General features: G+C 49.0%; 17 protein-coding genes. 6 read left to right on the forward strand and 11 right to left on the reverse strand.

The genetic code is table 11. The features are described from left to right. The first annotated feature begins 17 nt into the window (after positions 1-17). The 3 genes from AB3N00_RS07590 (at position 18) to AB3N00_RS07600 (ending at position 4,143) form a co-directional block, all read left to right on the forward strand. Positions 18-2,045 carry a beta-galactosidase gene (locus AB3N00_RS07590; protein WP_413034004.1) on the forward strand — a complete coding sequence of 676 codons (2,028 nt, stop codon included), beginning with the start codon at positions 18-20 and terminating at the stop codon, positions 2,043-2,045. Positions 2,046-2,472: 427 nt separating this feature from the next. Next, complete coding sequence (locus AB3N00_RS07595; RefSeq protein WP_413034005.1) at positions 2,473-3,444, forward strand: helix-turn-helix transcriptional regulator; 972 nt, start codon at positions 2,473-2,475, stop codon at positions 3,442-3,444. An 18-nt stretch (positions 3,445-3,462) separates the two neighbouring features. Next, positions 3,463-4,143, forward strand: coding sequence for a hypothetical protein (locus AB3N00_RS07600; RefSeq protein WP_413034006.1), 681 nt, complete (start codon positions 3,463-3,465; stop codon positions 4,141-4,143). A 284-nt stretch (positions 4,144-4,427) separates the two neighbouring features. Here AB3N00_RS07600 and AB3N00_RS07605 read toward each other — a convergent pair whose 3' ends face one another. Together AB3N00_RS07605 and AB3N00_RS07610 are read right to left on the reverse strand one after the other, a co-directional pair. Continuing rightward, entirely contained in the window at positions 4,428-5,942 is a 1,515-nt protein-coding gene (locus AB3N00_RS07605; protein WP_413034007.1) for a UxaA family hydrolase, read from the reverse strand. Beyond that, positions 5,939-7,456: a tagaturonate reductase gene (locus tag AB3N00_RS07610; protein ID WP_413034008.1), complete on the reverse strand. Its 1,518-nt coding sequence runs from the start codon at positions 7,454-7,456 to the stop codon at positions 5,939-5,941. Before AB3N00_RS07610 ends, AB3N00_RS07605 begins: the two co-directional genes overlap by 4 nt. A 194-nt stretch (positions 7,457-7,650) precedes the next feature. Between AB3N00_RS07610 and AB3N00_RS07615 the strand changes: the two genes are divergently transcribed. The 3 genes from AB3N00_RS07615 (at position 7,651) to AB3N00_RS07625 (ending at position 11,302) form a co-directional block, all read left to right on the forward strand. After that, complete coding sequence (locus tag AB3N00_RS07615; RefSeq protein WP_413034009.1) at positions 7,651-8,520, forward strand: helix-turn-helix domain-containing protein; 870 nt, start codon at positions 7,651-7,653, stop codon at positions 8,518-8,520. 106 nt (positions 8,521-8,626) lie between these two features. Further along, entirely contained in the window at positions 8,627-10,606 is a 1,980-nt protein-coding gene (locus AB3N00_RS07620; protein ID WP_413034010.1) for a GTP-binding protein, read from the forward strand. A gap of 18 nt (positions 10,607-10,624) precedes the next feature. Then, entirely contained in the window at positions 10,625-11,302 is a 678-nt protein-coding gene (locus tag AB3N00_RS07625) for a tetratricopeptide repeat protein (RefSeq protein WP_413034011.1), read from the forward strand. A 121-nt stretch (positions 11,303-11,423) separates the two neighbouring features. Here the strand turns inward: AB3N00_RS07625 and AB3N00_RS07630 are convergent, their stop codons facing one another. The 9 genes from AB3N00_RS07630 to AB3N00_RS07670 form a co-directional block, all read right to left on the reverse strand. Next, the gene (locus AB3N00_RS07630; RefSeq protein ID WP_413034012.1) at positions 11,424-12,482 is read right to left on the reverse strand and encodes a phosphotransferase; all 1,059 of its coding nucleotides are present in this window, start codon (positions 12,480-12,482) and stop codon (positions 11,424-11,426) included. Between the two features lie 137 nt (positions 12,483-12,619). Beyond that, positions 12,620-13,246 (reverse strand): GDSL-type esterase/lipase family protein, encoded by a 627-nt coding sequence (locus AB3N00_RS07635; protein WP_413035214.1) that lies wholly within the window; start codon positions 13,244-13,246, stop codon positions 12,620-12,622. Between the two features lie 189 nt (positions 13,247-13,435). Next, a complete protein-coding gene (locus AB3N00_RS07640) occupies positions 13,436-16,603 on the reverse strand; it encodes an MMPL family transporter (RefSeq protein ID WP_413034013.1) in 3,168 nt (1,055 codons plus the stop codon). Continuing rightward, positions 16,600-17,058, reverse strand: a complete 459-nt coding sequence (locus AB3N00_RS07645; RefSeq protein ID WP_413034014.1) for a MarR family winged helix-turn-helix transcriptional regulator — start codon at positions 17,056-17,058, stop codon at positions 16,600-16,602. The genes AB3N00_RS07640 and AB3N00_RS07645 overlap by 4 nt, the downstream gene beginning before the upstream one ends. Positions 17,059-17,273: 215 nt before the next feature. Then, positions 17,274-17,711 (reverse strand): GNAT family N-acetyltransferase, encoded by a 438-nt coding sequence (locus AB3N00_RS07650; RefSeq protein WP_413034015.1) that lies wholly within the window; start codon positions 17,709-17,711, stop codon positions 17,274-17,276. Between the two features lie 130 nt (positions 17,712-17,841). Then, positions 17,842-18,828, reverse strand: coding sequence for a BadF/BadG/BcrA/BcrD ATPase family protein (locus tag AB3N00_RS07655; RefSeq protein ID WP_413034016.1), 987 nt, complete (start codon positions 18,826-18,828; stop codon positions 17,842-17,844). Between the two features lie 107 nt (positions 18,829-18,935). After that, positions 18,936-19,649, reverse strand: a complete 714-nt coding sequence (locus AB3N00_RS07660) for a class I SAM-dependent methyltransferase (protein WP_413034017.1) — start codon at positions 19,647-19,649, stop codon at positions 18,936-18,938. Between the two features lie 20 nt (positions 19,650-19,669). Beyond that, complete coding sequence (locus tag AB3N00_RS07665) at positions 19,670-20,020, reverse strand: hypothetical protein (protein WP_413034018.1); 351 nt, start codon at positions 20,018-20,020, stop codon at positions 19,670-19,672. A 193-nt stretch (positions 20,021-20,213) separates the two neighbouring features. Next, positions 20,214-21,167 (reverse strand): alpha/beta hydrolase, encoded by a 954-nt coding sequence (locus tag AB3N00_RS07670; RefSeq protein ID WP_413034019.1) that lies wholly within the window; start codon positions 21,165-21,167, stop codon positions 20,214-20,216. Between the last annotated feature and the right edge of the window lie 113 nt (positions 21,168-21,280).

Raw genomic sequence — 21,280 nt, forward strand, 5'->3', positions numbered from 1 at the left:
TACAAGAGGTGAATACATTGATTAGCAGCAAACTACCCAAAATGTTCTATGGCGGTGACTACAACCCTGAACAATGGGATCACGAAACCCATCTAGAAGACCTGCGCATGTTCAAACTGGCAGGTATTGATATAGCCACCATTAACGTTTTCTCCTGGGCTCTGATTCAGCCTGATGAGGTAATCTATAAATTTGAAGAACTGGACCAATTGATTAACAGTCTCTATGAAAACGGTGTCTATGTTTGTCTCGCTACAAGCACGGCTGCTCATCCGGCATGGATGGCCAAAAAGTATCCGGATGTACTTCGTGTGGATGCTGACGGACGCAAACGCAAATTCGGCGGACGCCATAATTCCTGTCCAAACAGCCCAACGTATCGCAAATATTCCGAGAAGATTGCCGACAAACTTGCGGAACGTTATAAAGACCATCCCGCTGTGCTGGTATGGCACATCTCCAACGAATATGGCGGAGACTGTTATTGCGACAATTGTGAGAAAGCTTTCCGTGTGTATCTGAAGGAGCGTTATCAAACTCTGGATCAGCTCAACAAAGCATGGAATACCAATTTCTGGGGACATACGTTCTATGATTGGGACGAGATCGTACTGCCAAGCAATCTGAGTGAGCACTGGGGCAACAACAATTCCACGTTCCAGGGCATCTCGCTTGATTACTCCCGTTTCAACTCCGACAGCATGCTTGATTGTTACCGTCTGGAGTATGATGCGATCAAAAAGCATGTCCCAGATTCCGTCGTAACGACTAACCTGATGGGATTCTTCAAACAGCTTGACTATTTCAAATGGGCCAAATATATGGACATCATTTCCTGGGACAGCTATCCTGGCCTCGCCACGCCGTTCAGCTTCACCGCTATGGCACATGATCTGATGCGCGGACTGAAAGACGGCCAGCCATTCATGCTCATGGAACAGACACCAAGCCAGCAAAACTGGCAGCCATACAACTCGCTGAAGCGTCCTGGCGTTATGCGCCTGTGGAGTTATCAGACGATTGCGCACGGTGCGGACACAATCATGTTCTTCCAGCTTCGCCGCTCCATTGGCGCATGTGAGAAGTATCACGGTGCAGTCATTGAGCACGTTGGTCATGAGAATACACGTGTATTCCGTGAAGTCGCCCAGCTTGGCAAGGAATTGCAATTGCTCGGAGACAAAACACTCGATGCGACTGTGGAATCCAAAGTGGCAATCGTGTTTGACTGGGACAACTGGTGGGCGATTGAGAAATCCAGCGGCCCTACCGTAGCCCTGAATTATGTGGATCAGATCCACAAGTACTACGCTGCCTTTTTCCGCCGCAATATTCAGGTGGATATTGTCAGTGTGGATACCGATATCAGCAAGTATGATATTGTCCTTGCTCCGGTACTTTATATGGTGAAACCAGGTTTTGCTGCCAAGCTGGAAAAGTTTGTGGAAGCCGGTGGAACGTTCCTGACCACATTCTTCAGCGGCATTGTAAACGAGAACGATCTCGTGACGACAGGTGGTTATCCAGGTGAGCTTCGCAAGCTGCTTGGCATCTGGGTGGAAGAAATCGATGCTCTGCTGCCTGAACAAAAGAACAGCATTGTATTGAAAGAAGCCTATGGCAATCTTCAAGGTAAATACGAATGCGGCATGCTGTGTGACCTGCTGCACAGCGAAGGTGCCGAAGTCATTGCCGAGTACGGAGACGACTTCTATCAAGGTATGCCTGTCCTGACCCGCAACACGTTCGGTAAGGGCGAAGCATGGTATGTAGCTTCAGATCCGGAAGATCGCTTCCTGGATGGCCTGCTGGGACAGCTTGCGGCAGCCAAAAACATTAATTCCTTGCTCGAAACACCAGATGGTGTGGAAGTAAGCGCACGTACGAAGGACGGCAAGTCGTTCCTCTTCGTCATGAACCACAACGCCTCCACTCAGTCTTATGACTTGGGGAATGGCAAGGCACAAGATCTGCTCACGGATCGCGAGCTCTCTGGTCATGTGGAAATTGAGGGTCGTGGTGTCCATCTGCTTGAGATGAAATAAGCCTAATTGTGTTTGAAACTTATAGGTACGAACTGACAACCACTTGATACAAAGTGTTACGAACACGTCTGTTAAATCAAGCTTTTCAGTTAAATACTTCATTTTTTTTAAAATAGAGTGATGTGAATGAGAGCTTTAAAAATGCAAACCTGCTACTTACCGTATCCGTTTATCCGGATACGGTTTTTTTGCCATCATTTGTGGGAATTTGATGAGAAGGAAATACTGCTTCACAGAGCGAATTGGACGAGACACACATTTTATGGCGCATGCCGGAAAAACGCTCTCTCATCCACCATTACACAGCATATCAAATAACCCATACATATATTGGTGACATCCAAGATGTCACTAATCGGCTGTTACAATGGCTTTATCACTCCGGCATCCTTTCCGGCGGCGTAACTCTCGAAACGGAGTGGCTGACATGAATAAAATAAATCGGCTTGCCGCCATCGTCATGGCCTTACAACACGGACTTGAAACAGCACATTCCCTGGCAGATAAGTTTGAAGTATCCCGCCGTACCATTTTGCGTGATATCCAGTCCCTATCCGAAATGAATGTGCCGATTATAGCCATTTCTGGGCCGGGCGGTGGCTTTAGGCTTATGGAGGGCTATGTGCTGCCTCCCTTGCAGCTGGATCCGGTAGAAGCAGCAACTCTCATTTTCGCTCTTGAGGGAATCAGTCATTATGCAGATACGCCTTTTCAAGAGAAACGCTGGACGGTTATGGACAAAATCAAAGGCATCATTCCGGATGACGTCATGGCACGAATCGATCCGATGCTTCAACGGCTGAATCACTGTATTCCCGAGCGCAGCTATATTCTTCATCATCTGGAACCGCTCCTTGCCTGTATCCCTGAACATGGATGGTTGCGTATCCTGTATCGCTCGGCTGCACGTCAGCGCTGGATTCAGATTTGCCCGATTCGCATTTATGCTTCTGCGGGATTTTGGTATTGTGAAGCTTATTCGGAGGAGCATGGAGAGCAGCGCTTGTTTCGAGTGGACCGGATTCTGGAAGCAGAGACCATCGACTCTTCAAAGACAGAACAATTGAAGATAGAGGCCGAGCGTGCGCTGAGCCAGTCGCCCCCTTCGGTACAGTCTTCCGTTCGAATCAAAGCCCGTTTGAGTTATTTCGCCATGGTGGAAGCAGAACAAGACAGGCATATCGGTGAGAAATTGACGGAGGTTGCCCCAGATGTCTGGGAGCTGTCCTTTCTCTGTCCAGCAGACCAATGGGAGTGGGCTGTCCGCTTCTTTTACCGTCTGGGACGCGAGGCAGAAGTGATTGAACCCGAAGAACTCCGCAGCGAGATCAGGCAGCATGCCGAGGAAGTGAGCCAAATGTACACGAACACCACCCAAAACCCTTGTACAACAACTTAAAAGGAGATTACCCTAACCATGATCACTGAGCCGATTGTAACTTATGAAGAAGCTGTCCAGCGCATACAGTTTCTGGGCTTGCTTCCACTGGCACCGTTATTTCCCGACTTCCCTTCGCTCTCTTCGTTGACCCCCAGAGAGAATTGGCATACCGATACGGATCTGGACCCCTGGCTGTGGCGTTCACGTCTAGCTGAAGATGGTGTTGCTGCATATGGCAAGTTTGTCAAAAAGAAAGCGCTCCTGATCTCCCGCGAATATTTCCCTTGGGTGCACCGATTGTTGTCCGACAGCCGAACCATCCAGGAACAATATGATGCCGGCTTGCTCTCCCGTGACGCATTCAAGCTTTATGAGAGAATAGAGGAACAGGAAGGTATTGATGGACGTGCTTTGCGTACACAGGCTGGATTTGGTGCCAAGGAAGATAAAAAGGCATTCGATCAGGGGCTTCTGGATCTCCAGAGCAGTACAGCCATTGTCATCAGTGGGACCAAGGAAAAGGAAGGCCTTGCAGAAGGCAAGGTAGCCTGGAATAGCTCTTCCTATGAAACTGCTGGACACTGGATGAGCCGTCAGGGGATTGAACGATTTGAAGGCAGTATTCCAGAAGCTCGTGACCTTCTGCTGGAAAAGCTCAAGGAAAACACTACAGGAGCTGGATTGGTAAAAATCAAAAAAGCCTTTGGCATGGTGTAAACCATTAACGGAGGCTCAAATAATCTGCCAGAGTAGTCAATGGATTATCTTTGTTTACATCTGGTCATAACAAAAAGTCCCGGAAGCCACAGCACGATTGGCAACCGGGATTTTTTGTTAACGGGTTTATATAAACATGATAAAAGTCAGCATTTTGCATCATTCGATTCCACTCGCTCCGGGGTACAATATATAGACGAATAGGACCATTTCGATCTATATATTAAAGATTGGAAGTCGCTTATTGGATTTATACAAAATACTCAAGTATGAAGGTGTTCCAATTATAGAATGACACCATCCTTGAATATGGCGATTTCCCTAAATCCGTGCTGCTCGCTGAGTGTCTGTGTACGTCCTGAAGCAATGTCGATCAACTGGCTGAACAGCTGAACTTTCACGTCATCCATCGTCCGGCCTTCAAGCAGTTGACCTGCATTGAAGTCAATCCAGTGCTTTTTTCGATTCGCCAGATCCGATTGTGTTGCAATCTTGACGGTAGGAACAGGACCTCCGAACGGTGTCCCCCGTCCTGTGGTAAACAGAACAATATGGGCACCTGCGGCCGACAATGCCGTGACAGACACCAGATCATTACCGGGAGCTTCAACAATATTCAATCCCGTCTTTGTTACACGTTTACCATAACGAAGCACATCGACGACGGAAGAACGACCGCCTTTTTGCGTACAACCCAGCGACTTCTCCTCCAATGTAGTGATTCCACCGGCTTTATTGCCTGGAGACGGATTCTCATAAATATTTTGGCCATGGTTTACAAAATATTGCTTGAAACCGTTGACCAAGTCCACCAGATCGTCAAACACCTGTTCATTCTCAGCACGATTCATCAGAATGGTTTCCGCTCCGAACATTTCCGGCACTTCGGTCAGAATGGCGGTCCCTCCTGCGGCCACCAGCATGTCTGCTACTGAACCTACTAGCGGGTTGGCTGTGATGCCGGATAAACCGTCTGAACCACCGCACTTCAAGCCGATTTTGAGCTTGCTGAGCGGAAGCGGCTGACGCTGTTCCAGCTCGGCGATTTCCACCAGTTCCTCCATTAGGCGCAGTCCCTCTTCAAGTTCATCGTCTGCTTCCTGTGCCTTGAGAAACCGAACTTTCCCCTGATACTCAGGTGCAATGCATTCGCGGAACTGGTCGACCTGATTATTTTCACAGCCCAGACCAATGACCAGTACACCGCCTGCGTTCGGATGTTCGACGAGGGAAGCCAGCAGTTGCTGGGTATATTTCAGATCATCGCCAAGCTGCGAGCAACCAAATGGGTGCGGAAAATGGTACACGCCATCCACTCTGCTGCCGAACTGGGGCTGCCCCATACGAGCCAGTGCTTCACATACCTTGTTGATGCAGCCAACGGTATTGATAATCCAGATTTCATTGCGTATACCTGCTTCCCCATTAGGGCGCAAATAGCCTTCAAAAGTCCGCAAGTGTTCCGGGGGCATATCTGTCTGAACCGACGCACCAGGCTTATACTCGTATTCCAGCAAGCCATGAAGCCCTGTCTTCAGGTTATGGCTATGAATCCAGTTCCCCTGCTCAATCCGTTCTTTGGCAATGCCGATCGAGAAGCCATATTTCAAGACGTCATGGCCTGGTTCGATCCCATGTACAGCGATCTTATGCCCTTTGGGCACATCATCAAGCAGTGTAAAGGAAGCCCCGTCAGGCAGTGTGATGGTCTCCCCCTTGGTGTAATCGCGAAGGGCTATGATCACGTCATCCTGAGGCTGAATGGCAATCCAGTCATGAGCTGCACTTGTTGTATTCATTCCATCTCACCTTCCAGCAAAACCATTTCGTTAAGAAGCGCTTCCCGCAGTCCTTTTCGCTCGTCCAGATTCTCTCCCCATAGGGTTGAATCCGATAATACGGCAGTCAGCCTGTCGTTTAACTTTTCTCGATCTTTACTAATCGAATCATAATGGTCCCAATGCGCGGTCAATGCAGCAAGCACATCCGGATCATCCCTGAGCAAAACAGCTTCGCCGTCCAATCGCTGCCCTGTGTACCCCTCCGATGTGTTCACCGGACGGTACAACCACAGCAGCCCGGCAAATCCGCGCACCAGGCGTGCCGGCCAGTTACCCTCGCGTTGATCATAGGTCAGTAATGTAGGCAGAACACGCACCTTGAATTTGCCAATGGTATTTAATGCGATGTCCTGGAGCTTGTGATCAATATACGGATTGAGGAACCGTTCGAACACCTCTTCAGCGTACTGGTCCAGATTATGATCCGGCATATCAAGTGCAGGCACGATCTCCTGGTGCACCGCTTCCCTGATCCACGGTCCGAAATGCGAATCTTCCATCGTTTCTCTCACATGCTGCTTGCCGTGGAGAATGCCAAGAGAGGACATCAGGGTATGTGCTCCATTCAATATGCGAACCTTGCGCACCTGGTAGGGCTTCAAATCTTTGACCCAATGAACGTTGAGTCCGGCCTGTTTCAAAGGCAGTTTTTTGTCCAACCCCTCATCACCCTGAATGGCCCAAAAATGATAAGGCTCTGCTGTATTAATCAGTTGATCCTCATAACCCCAGCGTTTCGATAGCGAGTCTGCTTCTTCCTTGGTTGGCGCACCAGTAACGATCCGGTCCACCAGATTGTTAAGAAATAGATTATGGTCGGTAATCCAGGTGCGAAATGCATCGGAATAGCCAAAATCTTCACTGTGACGCAGTATGCAGCTGCGCAGTACATCGCCATTTCCTTCGAGCAGTTCACATGGCAAATGAATCAAGCCTCTGGATGGATCGCCTTCGAACCGGAGATAACGTTGATGAAGAAACACGGTCAGCTTTCCCGGAAATGAAGCAACAGGTTCTCCCTCCACAACATCCGATTGAATATATTTTAATCCTGACTCGGTCGTATTGGAGATGACAAACTCCAGTGAAGGCAGCTCGGCCAAATCCAGAAACGCCTGCCATTCTTCATAGGGATTCATGCAGCGGGAAAAAATCGAAATCATTTCCGAACGTTCCACAACTTTTCCTTGAGAGAGTCCTCGGGTAATCATTGTATACAGCCCATCCTGATCCTTGATCTGCCCCAGCTTCGCCTTACCGCCTGGACGAGGCTGAGTAACTACCACGCTGCCGTGAAATTTACCTTGTCTGGCGCTCTCATGCAGCATCCAGTCCACAAACCCCCGCAAAAAATTGCCTTCACCAATCTGCAGTACCTTCACGGGGCGTTCAATAATTTCCTTGCACTTGCGCTGTCCGTCACTTCCCAACAGATTCAGCTTCAGTCTTGGTCGTTTGGTGCTCGCCGACATGAACACTCACCTCATTGTTTATTTGTCAACATCCGAGTGCAGATTCTAAGCTGCCATTTCCCTCAATTGAAAACGCTTTAAATTCATTGTATCATCAATAAAAGGAAATTAAATTGCTTATATTGCGTTAAATATACTCTTTCATGACCGAGTAAGGTCTCCCTTGCATTGAATATGTTTAGAAAGGGGCCACCATGGTACACTCACCCGTTCGCACAACCATTCAGGCGGAATCAGGCATTCCTTTTCGACTGGTGTATGCAGACACCAAAGCTCCTCAGAATGAGCTGCCTGACCATCTGCATGATTGGCATGAAATCATATACGTATATCGCGGTCAAGGGACCATTTTTATAGATACTGGCCTTGAAGATATGCAGGCTGGGGACCTGTTCATTATTCCGGGCAGCACGGTACACCGGGCTTTACCAGATGAGGTTAATCCAGTCACCTCCTCGGCCCTGTTTTTCAGTCCCGGTCTGCTGGCATCCGCAGCGGGAGGAAGTGCTTCAGTCCTGCTGTCCCTGTTTGAACGCTGCCGCAGACGCCGAGTATACAGAAGGCAGCTGGCCGTGGAAGAACAAGCCAAGGTGCGGACGTTCATCGACGAAATCCACGCCGAATTCGAGTTGGGGAACCCGTTAAGCGCCCATGCTGCCCTGCTTCACCTACAGCTGCTGCTTATATTTCTCGAGCGCCTGGAGGATGCTGACCCTGCCAGCTCAGCGCACTCTTCTTCTGGACCCGGCTGGCTGTCAGCCATTCTGTCCAATATCGACGACAAACTGCGCAGCGGCCTTTCCCTGTCCGAACTCGCTGTGCAGGCAGCGGTATCTCCTGCCCATTTCAGTCGGGCGTTCAAAAAATATACGGGCATGACACTAACCGATTACGCTCTTGCCCGCCGGGTGATCATGGCGAAGGAACATCTGCTTCGGAATGATGACACCATGGCTTCGGTAGCCGATGCCTGCGGCTTCGAGAGTCTGCCTCATTTTTATCGGCAATTCAAAAAGATCACTGGCACCACGCCGGCGGCATACCGCAGAACAATGAATGGTTAATGGGTCGAAGTGTAACATATTCTTCCATACAGTCGTGTGGTATGATAATACGGAATAACAATGTCAGAAACGATACGTTTCTTCGGTCAGAGGAGCTTTACATCCCATGCAAAACGAATTCAATCGCCGAAATATCGGTATCTTCGCTCACGTAGATGCAGGCAAAACAACCACAACAGAACATATGTTATTCCATGGCGGCATTCTTCGCAGTCCCGGCCGGGTAGATGACGGCACCGCAGCCACGGATTCTCTGGATATCGAGAAAGAACGGGGAATTTCGGTGCAGGCTGCCATGACCTCACTAACTTGGAAAAATACCGTAATTGACCTGGTCGATACCCCGGGACATATCGATTTCAGCTCTGAAGTGGAGCGTTCGCTGCGCGTGATGGATGGTGCCATTCTGATTTTATCAGCCGTGGAAGGCATTCAGTCCCAGAGCGAGACTATTTGGCATGCCCTGCGCTCCCTTCGTATTCCCACCATCATCTATATCAATAAAATGGATCGCATCGGTGCTTCTGCAACAGCAATTATGGAACAGATTCGCTCCACATTTTCCCTCTCTGCATGTGCAGTACAATCCTGCTTGATGGAGGAAGATTTGTTTATTGGTGTTCGTTCCTTATGGCAAGAAAACTCCCTTGTGGATCAGCAAACGCTCCCCGGGCTCGTTGAAATCATTGCAGAACTGGATGAAGACATTATGGAAGCCTATATTAATGAAGCACACCTTCCACCAGAGCAGATCGATTTGGCATTCCGTAAACTGGTGCATCAGGGCGAAATATTCCCGGTTTGTTTTGGTGCTTCGGGAAAAGGGATCGGGGTATCGGAACTTCTTGATACCGTCATCCGGTTTCTCCCGCCTCCTGCTCAGACAGAGGATCTCACGGTCTCCGGGGTTGTGTTCAAAATTGAACGGAACAAGACGATGGGCCGTACAGCTTATGTACGCATGTATGGAGGCAGCATTCACAACCGGGACACGATCTACAACACCACCAGAGGACTGGAGGAAAAAGTGACGCAAATCCGCCAGATGGATGGGCGCAGATGGATGGATACCGGTTCGGTACACAGCGGTCAGATTGCAGCCCTCTACGGCCTGAGCGAGACGCATGTTGGTGACATTATCGGGAGCCCGGATGCAGTTCCCCCCATGCCGCAAATGGCTGTACCTTTGCTGACCGTACAGGTTCATGGCCAAGATCCGGCACGTTATCCCGACCTCGTCGCTGCATTGCAGGAATTGACGGATGAGGATCCTTTGCTTGATCTGCAATGGCTGCCCGAAGACCGGGAATTGCACCTCAAAGTCATGGGAACCATTCAACTCGAAATCCTGTCCAGCTTGTTAATGAGCCGGTTTGGACTGGATGTTGTTTTTGACCCCCCTTCCGTAATCTACAAAGAAACACTGAGCGCTCCAGGTGAAGGGTTCATCGCCTACACCATGCCTAAGCCTTGCTGGGCCATTCTTAGATTTAAAATGGAACCTTTGCCTCGTGGCAGCGGTCTGGTCTACGAATCTACGGTTCGAACAGACCAGCTGCTGCTTCGATATCAAAACGAAGTCCAGCGCCGTGTTCCGGAAGCACTGTCTCAGGGCATGTACGGCTGGGAAGTAACCGACCTGCGGATAACGCTTATTGAAGGAGAGCATCATGTCTGGCACACGCATCCACTGGACTTTGTCGTTGCCACACCCATGGGAATCATGGACGGCCTGGCTCGTACCGGTACCAAACTGCTGGAACCGCTGCTACAGTTCCGTTTGACAGTACCGGAAGAATACGGCGGCAAGGCACTCAGTGATCTCGTACATATGCGGGCAACGTTCGAAGCGCCTGTCATTGGAGGAGGAAGATGCATCGTGGAAGGGCAGCTTCCGCTTGCCACCTCCATGGATTATCCGGTTAAACTCCGCTCGGAAACGGGCGGACGCGGTGTACTTGTTACCTCTTTTGCCGGATATCAGGATTGTCCTCCAGACGCGAATCCAACGCGCAAACGCAGAGGTGTGAATCCACTGGACCAATCCAAGTATATTTTAAGCGTTCGTAACGCGATCACATCATAAACGGAGTTGAACCTTGTCGTGCTGATTAAATTTTTGATATTCGGCCTGTTATGGCGGATTGTTGGCAATCCGTTCGTAGCTGTCCTGATTTTCCTCATTATTTTGTATTTCCTGGATCGCCGTTATGTCGGAGTATTCCCCAGCTTCATGAAGCCACTCAAGCGCATGCGTACTATCTCAAGACTGCGTCAGCAGATTGCGCTGAGTCCCAATGAGGTTTCTTCCAAGCTTGATCTGGCCAGACTTCTGATTGAACGCAAACGTTATAAGGAAGCCTATGAATTGCTGCTGGAGCTGGAACGCCCGTATGAGCAATCAGCTGAATACTGGGAGGCACTGGGGACGACAGAACTGCACCTCGGTAAAACCGAAGAAGGCGAGCGTCATATCCTTCAGGCTCTGGATATTAATCCAAGGGTTAAGTATGGTCAGCCCTATCTGACCCTAGCCAATGCCTTTAAGGAAACACATCGGGACAAGGCATTGTCCTACGTTCAACAATTCCAGGATATCCACTCTTCATCGAGTGAGGCCTATTATTTGCTGGGCTCAGTCTACCGATCACTTGAACGCACAGATGACGCCAAGCATGCCTATGAGCAATCCCTGAACGTCTATCGTTCTCTGCCAAAATACAAGAAACGCCAGGAACGCCGCTGGGCAGTCCGCAGCTGGTTCCGCAAACGCGGATTGTAAGCACACGCTCCAGGATCTGCTTTCCGATCAGATATGTTCCAAAAAGCAAAAGAACGCTGGTTTCTGTCCAAAAGCAGAAATCAGCGTTCTTTTGCAATCCAAGACAAGTTCAGAAACACGCTTAAACACATAACAATTTCCGTAACCGTTCCTCATTGCTATTCATCCATTCGATCCGCTCTCTGAGTTTAATGATCTGGTTTACTGCAACTTCCGGTTCATCCGTACCTTCAAACATTCGGCTGATAAAATGCATGACCACATCAAGACTGCGCAGCAGAATAAGCTGTGGGATCGCCCTCAGTTCCTCCGCCTCCAGTCTCACCTGTTTCTGAAATCCTCGAATCAGTCCCTCCAGTGCCTGCCACATCCATTCATCACTCTTGTCCATCGTCAGCAGGTCAGACATGGGAACAGCAAGCTCCATCACCCGCAAATCCCATGTGGCAAACTCGAAATCCAGAATAGCACTGATGCGGCCATTGTCATCCGACAATACGTTTGATGCATTCACATCCCCGTGAACCAGTTGATGCGGCAGATCATCCATGCCATTTAGTGCCTCGAACAGAGCTGGAAACACCGGCAGCAGATCCTGCATTTCTTCAGCGCATTCCTTCAGCTCATCGGGTGGCGACAGACACAACTGTATCAATTTGTCTGGTGGACAGAGCGGGTACGCCTGTTGAATCTGATAATAAGGTGGGTATACCGGTTCAAGAGATACTTCCAGCTTGGCCAAAGCCGAGGACAGCAGACCCGCTGCCTTACCCAATTCAATGAGCTGATCCGGCGTATTCCAGACTGGATTCTTGCCCCTGCAATACGTGAACATTGCTGCAATCTTGTCATGTCCATTAGGGGAACTTTTGACGGAAAGAAACGTGCGTCCCTCACCCTTATTCACTTGGACAGGAGAAGGCACCTGAAGCTCAAATTCCGATTGATTCAATGCGGACAACACGTGATGTTCAAAAGCAATTTTTACGGTATCCGCATGTGTCTCATACAGCCTGAGCATGTATCTCTCGCCATCCAGTTTAAGCATGTACGTCGTGTTGTTCATGCCCCCGTATCCTCGTTCTGCTTCCCACCGGGACTGAGGTGAACATACGGATATCACTTCGTGTATCAGCTGTCGTTCCGCATCATCCTGAGGACGTAAATGAATGTTGTGCACCGATTATAGCTCCTTCATTTGCAATATCTATATGGGTCGATCAGGAAAACATCTCATTCTTTTCATCATAACGGAAGGCCGTTCTCTGGTCCAGTCTGGATCAGCTATGCCAATGACCTGATATCCTATTGATTTGTTCAAACAAAAGGTTTGTATCCCGTACGGTTTAGTTGATCCGCAATGACACGATATCCTCTGGCATTGGGGTGAACACGATCCCAGAATAACAGTTCCCGTTCATGACCCTCAAACCGGTCATATACCTGAGCGCAGGCATAGTTCCCCGAACCTGCACCATTCAGAAATGAATTATACTGCCTAACCCAATAGGCTGCCTCTGCCGCTTGAGGATACGGGTTGTACAATCCGATGGATCGGACCATGTATACACTATTTCCTTTTAGCTGCCGGATGTGCCTCATGATCTGGGACACATTACTGCGGGTGTCTGCCAGTACCTGTGTCATTTTACTGGCACTTGGAATGCCTCCACTCGCTTTGAAAGTCCGAATCAGATCATTTCCGCCAATGGACATCGTTATGATATCCGCTTCTCGCAGGGATTGCCGTACTCTTGCATGAGAAGATACCATTTGCAACAGTTCACCTGAAGTCAGTCCGTTGACCCCCATATTATCCATCGACACAAATGTGCGAACATTCATTTCTGCCATTCTACGGTACAAAGGAACAAACCCGGTGCCCAACAGCGCGCCTGTGCCTACCGTCAACGAGTCCCCAATGGCCGTATATCGATATACCATCACCGTCGCCCCTCTCTGCTAACTTATGACTGACTGCTATATCTATATGAGAGAACCGGATACAAGGCGCGGGATGATGTCCGTAGGCGTACACCTTTATTTTTCTGTTATGTGTGCATAGTCCAAAATGAAGAGAAAAGAACCCCTGCGGTATTATAAAATTCCGCAGAGGCTCTCTACATCTTTCAATTACATGCTAATTGTACGATCTGAATCCGTTGACTCACTCTGTTCTTTGTTGGGGAAAGGCCACCAGTTGGCACGGCCGAACATCTTCACCATAACAGGCACGAAGAACGGCAGGAACAACAGCGAATACAGGACCAAACCACTAAGAACAACCGTAGCAATCTGCATCATTGAGAGAACGCCGGATGGATACATGGCAGCAAATGTGCCGCTGAGAATAACAGCTGCCGACAGAATGACCGTACCCATGTTCTTCATCGCGTACAGCATCGCATCCTGAACTCTCATGCCTTTGTTTTCATTGAACCGATCCATCAGGAAGATACTGTAATCCACACCAAGCGCAATCAGCATCACAAATCCGAAGAACGGCGTAACCCAGCTGATGCCCGCAAAGCCAAGGATATTGACGAAGATTGCTTCGGTCAAAGCCATGGACGTGAAATACGCCAGCAACAGGGAAACGATCAGATACAGCGGCATGATCACTGATCTCAACAACAGGACAAGGATGATAAATGTACCTGCAAGCATGAGCATTACCGTGCGCGTATAATCGTTGTTGGAGATCTCCTGCAAGTCTGCGAACGTACTTGTTACACCGCCAACGGCAATATCCGCTTTTTCCAGCGCACTCCCCTGTACGGCACGGTGTACGGCTGCTTCAATATCCGGCACACGATCAATGGCCTCAATACCATATGGATTCTCGGCAAAAATAACATCTACCGTCATTGTCTTCCGATCTTTGGAAAGATACGTGTCAAATACCTGTGCGAAGTCTTTGTTGCTCAGTGCTTCTTCAGGTACATACCAGCCTGCCAGGTCGGAGTCCGGTGAATTTTGCAGCTGTGTCAAATAATCTTGTGCTGAATCAAGACCACCTGATACCTGCTCGATCCCATCCACACTTTGATTCAGGCCATCGGTTAATTGTGTGAGCTGACCACTCAGGTCCGTGAAGCCTTGACTAATCTTCTCCTGACCGCCCTGAAGCTGGTCCAGACCATTCTGGATAGAAGGAATCTCGCTGATCACTTTACCTTGACCGTCAGCTGCCTGCTTCAGCCCTGTTTCGAGCTGGCCTATTCCCGTCACAATCTGACCCAGTCCCTCTGCGAGAGCCTTTTGTCCGGATGCGGCTGAAGCAAACCCTTCATTCGCCTGGTTGATTCCAGCAGCAGCTTCACCCAGCTTGCTTACAATCTGATCCAGCGCTTGAGCCAATTGGGCTGTGCCTGTTCCCGTTTCACCAAGTGTACCTTTAACCCGCTGATAGTCCGCGTCTTGCTGCAGTTCGGGGTACCGTTCTTCGAGAGCAGCAAACGATTCATTCAGACTGGTCAGTGCCATGGATACACCTGTGAGCTGCTGCTGCAGTTCTCCGGCTCCATCGCCCAGTGCAGCTACACCTGCTCCAGCCTGACGATATGCTTCAAGCAGCTGATTATTGGCCTGTGCAAGCTGGTCCGCACTTGTTCTCGCCTGCTGAAGACCTGCTTTCAGATCACCAGCTCCTGACGAGCCGTCACGAATTCCCTTTTCAATCTGCTGAAGACCTTCGGACAACTGGCTAATTCCCGATTGCAGCTGGGAAGTTCCTTTGCTCAGTTCACCCGCTCCACTTGCAGCTTCTTTGATCTGCGGTTCATTTTTGCTTAGTTGACTGCTGGCCTCGCTCAGCCCATCACGGATTTTATCCAGACCCGTCTTGCCTTCACCGAGTCCATCCGACAATGTTCCAACTTGCTGAGTCACTTCGAAATCCTTGATCTCATCACCCGTCGGTCTTGTCATGCTGCGCACCCCGGAGATTCCCGGCACCTTCTCCACTTCGCGACTGATTTTCTCGGCAACCGCCATATATTTGGCATTGTCCATCGGTTCATCGTTCTGGATAACGATCTGTCCCGGCAGGGATTCACCTGGTCCGAAGCTGCCCGAGATAATGTTGAATGCTTTTACCGAATCATACTTCTCACCAATCTCATCCAGACTGTTAAACGACAGCTTGCCATCGTAAGTGGCCAGAAGTGGCACACAGACGGCTGCAACGATGAGCAGCGCAGCCCATGGACGTTTCAGTGAAAAGCGACCGGCTGCTCCATAGATCTTGCTCTCCGCATGCTCCAGTGAACCTTTGGAAGGCCAGAACAGCTTTTTGCCCAGCACCGCCATGAAGAACGGAACAATCGTAACCAAAGCAAGCATCATTACAGCTATGCCGACAGCGACCGCCACTGCGGAACGATAGAGCATAAACTGGGCAAAACCAATTGCAATAAAACCGACCAGCACGGCAAGAGCAGAGAAGAATACCGTTTTACCTGCTGTACGATAAGTTGCAATGATTGCTTCCCAGGTCGTCTCATGATGTGCCAGCTCTTCCTTGAACCTGCTGATGAGCAGAATGCAATAGTCGGTACCAATCCCGAACATGACTGCCACCATGAAGATCTGCGTAAAGGTTGAGATCGGGAAATCCACCCCGTCCACCAGAAACGCTACGATCTGCTGCGATACAATATAACTGATGCCCACGGTAAGCAGTGGGACAAACGGTGCTACAAACGAACGGAATACAAGGAACAAAATAAGCAAAATAAATACAACCGTAATGTATTCTGATTTCTTGAGTCCCTCCTGGGAGCTCTCTACCGTATCTTCATCAATTAGTCCTTTACCGGTTATGTAGTGTTCCACATTGACCGATTTCAGTGTTTCATTAAGATCTTCACGCATCTCCTTAACCGTACGATCCCCTTGGTCAACGGACAGAGACGTCAGAATCGTTTTGCCATCAGCAGAGATCATCTTGTCTGACAGCTCAGGCTGTGAGAAAGGCTCCAAAATGGATAAAATACCGAGCTCTTCTTTCTTGGCCTCCAGCTGTTTCACAGCCTTTTCTGCCTCTTGTTTGCCGGCTGTACCCAAGCCATCTGCATTGTAAAATACAAGGGCAAGCTGGCTGCCCTGCTGTTCGCCTTTCTGTGCAGCCGCTTCGTCCAGAATGGCCGCTGCCTGGGTGGATGAATACCCTTCCGGGACCGAAAACTGCCCCTTTTCCCGAATCAGTTCACTCATATTAGGTGCGGTGAACATTAATACGGCGGCTACAACAACCCATAGCCCCATCAACCACCATCTTGCTTTCAGAATCGTTCTCATTCGTTCTCCTGTCCTCCCTCATTTGTTAGCAAGGTTGCCAGCTTCTCAAAGGATTCAATAAAATTCTGTACCTCTTCCGGCTTAAAGTGGACCAGGTAAGGCTCCAGAAGCTGCTGTATTTCACGCTCAGTCTCACGGTATACCTGACGCCCCGTATCTGTAAGTGTCAGATATACCACCCTGCGGTCCCGCTCATCCCCGGCCCGATCAACCAAATCCCGATCAACCAGCTTGTTGACCAGTGCGGTGATGCTGCTTTTGCCGACACAGAGAAGCTCTGCCAGATCCGACGGAGTGCAAGATGGCTTCTCATCGATCAAACGAAGAGCACAGAACTGATCCGTTGTCATGGTTTGCCCCACCCGTTCACGGATCCGTGTATCAAACTGTTTGGTTACCAGAAAAGAGGCATCCAAATAGCGGTTCACCAAGCTTTTGGCATCCGGTGTGTTCATATTCATTCTCCTTCCCGCAAATATAGTTCACTTATCGAACTATTCTCCAATGAAACTATTCTATATTGAAACTATAATGTAATGCAATACTTTATTCCTGTTTTTTTATGTTTTCACGACATAAAAAAACAGGACGTAAGGCTTAGCTGCCGCTAAGTCATACGCCCTGTTAAATGATATGCTTCTATCTTCACCTGTAGAAACTGTTTCATCCACTATTCTTCGATTGCATCCTCGTCTTGTTCGAGTACACAACGGAATCGCTCCACACCTGGATACAGCTCACCCAGGCTGTACACGACAAAGCCGGTATTGCGGTAAAATTCTACAGCTTCCTGATCCGTCTCTGCGATCAGCCTGTCCGGGTTATACTTCTCCAGCAGCTGTGCAATCATGCCACGGCCGTAGTTCTTGAATCGGTTTTCAGGCAGCACTGCGATATGTTGGATGGTAATTTCACTGATTCCCGTTTGCTCATATCCAATTAAGCCGATTAACTGCCCTTCATCTTCGTATCCATCCAGCAGAAGCTCGTCCTTCTCTACATATTGTTGTAACGCACGACCCACTTGCTCCGGGTCCGGAAAGACCGAGTAGGACAGCAGTTCCTGCACTTCCGGCTCCTGTATGCGTGATTTTAGATTGATCAACACTTTTATTCCCCCTATAACACGCTCTGCTTCTACAGATTGATTCTGTACTCTCCGTTAACGTGTAAATAATAGCTTCACCTTCTATGGATAAAGATCCGTTATCGTATTGTAGCCGTTAGCCTGTCTAAGTTCAAGTCGAATACCGCTTTAATTGCTCCTGAAGCAGAATAGCAGTACCTTCCTTCACCTGTATACCAGCCAGATGATAAGCTTCCAGCAGCGCACCTCCAACGGCCGGCAGTTCGCTGGTGATGTATTGAAACGTTCTCCCTGTAGTTTGATTATTTAGGGCTAGCCCCTTCCGAACGGCAGCCACCATATAGGGTGAAGTTAAACAACTTCCGTTCAGTGTATAAGAAATCTTCTCAGATCGAAAACAGCCTGACAGCATAAGAATTCCCACAACCGCTGTGTCCGCTGCGGATTCACATACCCTCATGGCAAGTGGGGTTTGTCGGTTAGCAGCTTCCGTTACCAAAGGAGCCATTTGGCTGAATTTGCGGTTCATTTCCTGCTTATTCTCAGCAAACCCCGCGGCTCCAAGAGCTGTCAACTCTTGTACGGAATGTACATTCCAATAAGCAAGAATTTGTTCGATAAATGGTTGATCCTGCTGCTCATAACGGCCTGCAAGAACAGAATGCACGGCATCATAAGACAAAAAACGCGCTGCCGTCGGAGCATAATGTCCAAATTGGTCGTTTCGGATCCATGCGTCTTCCTCCGTCCTGCCAAGGATCAGAGACCCTGTGCCACCAATCGCCACTATTCCGGGCTCACCGTTAAAGGCAGCCGTATGGGCAATAAGTGTGTCGTTTACGGCGCTTCTTCTACCTGTGATGCCCGTTTTGGCAAGCACTCCCTCGGCCCATGCGAATTCTTCATCCCGATCGAGACCCGCCATACCGGCTTGGATGGCAGCCACCTGTTCTGGTCGAATGCCTGCCTGCTCCAGCGCTTCAGCAATGCCTCCGAGCACATGCTGATCTGCATGGGAATCATGATAACGATTACAACCTCCCTTTTGCACATAGGACAGCAGTTTTCCACAATCATCAGCCACGACCACCCGTGTGTGACTTCCCCCACCATCGATACCTATTACATATGTACTCATGCTTGCCCCCCATTACTCTCAATAATGAAATGCTTCCACGTTTACTCCTGCCTGTTAAGGAAAGCTGCGCCGGGCTGCACTACTTCATACATCCCGGCAGAACCCTTCTATTGCTTCTGTACGGCAAATCGAAGCAGTTCGCAGCGGAACTGTGTCGGTTCATCATACTTTTCCTCCTCGATGGTCTGGGTTACATGTTCCTGAAGCAATATATTCCAGCCAGCATATGACTTCTCGAGCAATTTCATGGCTTTGACTGTAGGCAGGTTGAGCTCAATTAAAGGCTCAATTCGCCGTCCGGTACTGATTTCCTGCTCTTCCACACTCGTACTCATCGTGATGCAATGAATACCTCCTGCGCGTGTCCCAGCCTGAAGACGATCTAACGCTTCAAGGAACGCACTCTCATTCGATACATGCTCCAGGCAGGAACACGCTGCAATGAAGTCATAGGTATTCGGTTTGATGGCGTAATGTTCTACATCCGCTTTTTCTGCCTTTACCAGATGATCTACCTGATACTTTTTCGCATATTTTCGAAGTCCTTCTACCGCTTCATCAAGCAGATCGACACCAATGACCTCACTGTTCGTATGCTGCAGTCGCTGTGCAATCGGAATGGTATGTCGCCCCACCCCGCATCCCAGGTCAAGAACCCGCAGTTCCGATTGGTGAGCAAGCAAACGTTCGAGCATCTCCATCACCATCGGCATAGGTCTGGCCATCCATGTACCGGTTGCGAATAGTTCGTTATTCTGATAGAAATTGGAATGGTAACCTGCCTCCGCTTTGCGCGCAGCCTCAAATTGTTCATTTCCCATGAATGGCACCTCCATAAATGTTAAAAGCTGATTGACAGTGTCCCTGAGCCTGCGATTAAGATGATGACTAAGATGACCAGCATTACCAAGGCACCTGTCACAAGTAATTTCCCCGTATCCCTTTTGTACGGAGCATCATTAAACAACATTACCCCGCCAATGGCAATCGCTATCGGAGGAAGGAAAATGGCTGTTAGAACCAGCAAACCGATGGAGTAGCGATCCAATGTCGCCTCTTCATATTCTTCCATCTGCGCTCGCTCAACAGGGACTGTTTTCATCGCTACGAGATTGCCGCATGCTTTGCATTTGAACTCGTCTTCACCCATCTCCTCTTGACAGTAAGAGCAAACTCTTCGTGAACGTGGCAAATGCTGCACCTCCTTGTTAAAGGTATCTACATCTAACTACCCAACATCCGTGTGCGGAATCAGTAAACTGGAGTGTACATGCGTTATGAGTGCATCCCTACAATCAGATAACGCTTTCAATTTATGCATTCCCTTGAAGGGAATGAAAAATAAAACAGCACTCGCTAACCAGCACAACCAATTTTTTTAATTTTTAATTCGCTTGCTTCATCGTCACCTTGTTTAGGAAGGATTCAAGGACCTCCACATAACGGGATCGATCCACTTGAAAAGCTGTGCCATGCCCTGCACGCGGGATGATCAGTAGTTCTTTTTGTGTAGGACAAGCTTCATAGAGTCTGTAAACCATTTCTGTAGGGACGAAGGTATCTGCCTCCCCATGAATAAAAAGGACCGGAACCTGAACCTTGGCAAGCTGTTTCAGTGCCGATGCCTCCTTGAAGGAGTAACCTGCCTTCCATCTGGAGATCAGACTGGTCACAGGTATAAAAGGAAAGGCTGGCAGTTTGTATAATTGTTTAAGCTGGAACGTCAGCTCATCCTTCACCGAAGTATAGGCGCAGTCCGATACGATCGCTTTCACCTGACCCGGAAGGCGCTCTCCACCTGTCATGAGGACTGTAGCACCGCCCATGGAGATCCCATGCAGTATAATGTCTGTCTGTTTCCCCACCTTTTCAATGACCCAATTGACCCAATCGACATAATCCTTCCGATCCAGCCAGCCAAAGCCAATCACATGGCCTTCACTTTGACCATGAGCACGATCATCAGGCATCAGTACGTTGCAGCCTCTTTTCTCCACGTAGAACCTGGAAAAACCAGCCATTTCCCTGCCTTTTCCCGAATACCCGTGCGCAAGAATCACTGTTGGACGAGATTTATCCGCTGAAGCAAGCCATGTCCCCTGCAATTTCAATCCATCATGGGATATGATACTTACCGTTTCACAATCCTGTTTGTCCAACCATTCCTGATCCGATGCACTACTGATGAATTCATTATCCGGTTCAGGCATCAGGTTGGGATTATCCACTAAAAAGGATTTTGGTGCACGCCTGATGGCCGTTTTGAAAAAGTACAGTCCTCCAATCCAGGTTGAAACAAGAATGACCAAAATTAGCGCAGTTGTTCCATATAGCAACATAAACGTTTCTCTCTCCTTCTCACTATCCTCTATCTATAACACAGCACAGATTAATGCAATTCAAAGTTCAGGCGAAAAAACAGGTTTGCCGCCCTAACCTCTTTCGTTAAGAC

Source organism: Paenibacillus xylanilyticus (assembly GCF_047246825.1).
GTDB lineage: Bacteria > Bacillota > Bacilli > Paenibacillales > Paenibacillaceae > Paenibacillus > Paenibacillus xylanilyticus_B.

What these genes read in the sequence shown, in the direction of transcription:
- AB3N00_RS07605 (WP_413034007.1), bottom strand. Translation starts at nt 5,942, where the DNA reads ATGAATACAACAAGTGCAGCTCATGACTGGATTGCCATTCAGCCTCAG.
- AB3N00_RS07640 (WP_413034013.1), bottom strand. Translation starts at nt 16,603, where the DNA reads ATGAGAACGATTCTGAAAGCAAGATGGTGGTTGATGGGGCTATGGGTT.
- AB3N00_RS07645 (WP_413034014.1), bottom strand. Translation starts at nt 17,058, where the DNA reads ATGAACACACCGGATGCCAAAAGCTTGGTGAACCGCTATTTGGATGCC.
- AB3N00_RS07670 (WP_413034019.1), bottom strand. Translation starts at nt 21,167, where the DNA reads ATGTTGCTATATGGAACAACTGCGCTAATTTTGGTCATTCTTGTTTCA.
- AB3N00_RS07655 (WP_413034016.1), bottom strand. Translation starts at nt 18,828, where the DNA reads ATGAGTACATATGTAATAGGTATCGATGGTGGGGGAAGTCACACACGG.
- AB3N00_RS07620 (WP_413034010.1), top strand. Translation starts at nt 8,627, where the DNA reads ATGCAAAACGAATTCAATCGCCGAAATATCGGTATCTTCGCTCACGTA.
- AB3N00_RS07600 (WP_413034006.1), top strand. Translation starts at nt 3,463, where the DNA reads ATGATCACTGAGCCGATTGTAACTTATGAAGAAGCTGTCCAGCGCATA.
- AB3N00_RS07595 (WP_413034005.1), top strand. Translation starts at nt 2,473, where the DNA reads ATGAATAAAATAAATCGGCTTGCCGCCATCGTCATGGCCTTACAACAC.
- AB3N00_RS07635 (WP_413035214.1), bottom strand. Translation starts at nt 13,246, where the DNA reads ATGGTATATCGATATACGGCCATTGGGGACTCGTTGACGGTAGGCACA.
- AB3N00_RS07615 (WP_413034009.1), top strand. Translation starts at nt 7,651, where the DNA reads ATGGTACACTCACCCGTTCGCACAACCATTCAGGCGGAATCAGGCATT.
- AB3N00_RS07660 (WP_413034017.1), bottom strand. Translation starts at nt 19,649, where the DNA reads ATGGGAAATGAACAATTTGAGGCTGCGCGCAAAGCGGAGGCAGGTTAC.
- AB3N00_RS07610 (WP_413034008.1), bottom strand. Translation starts at nt 7,456, where the DNA reads ATGTCGGCGAGCACCAAACGACCAAGACTGAAGCTGAATCTGTTGGGA.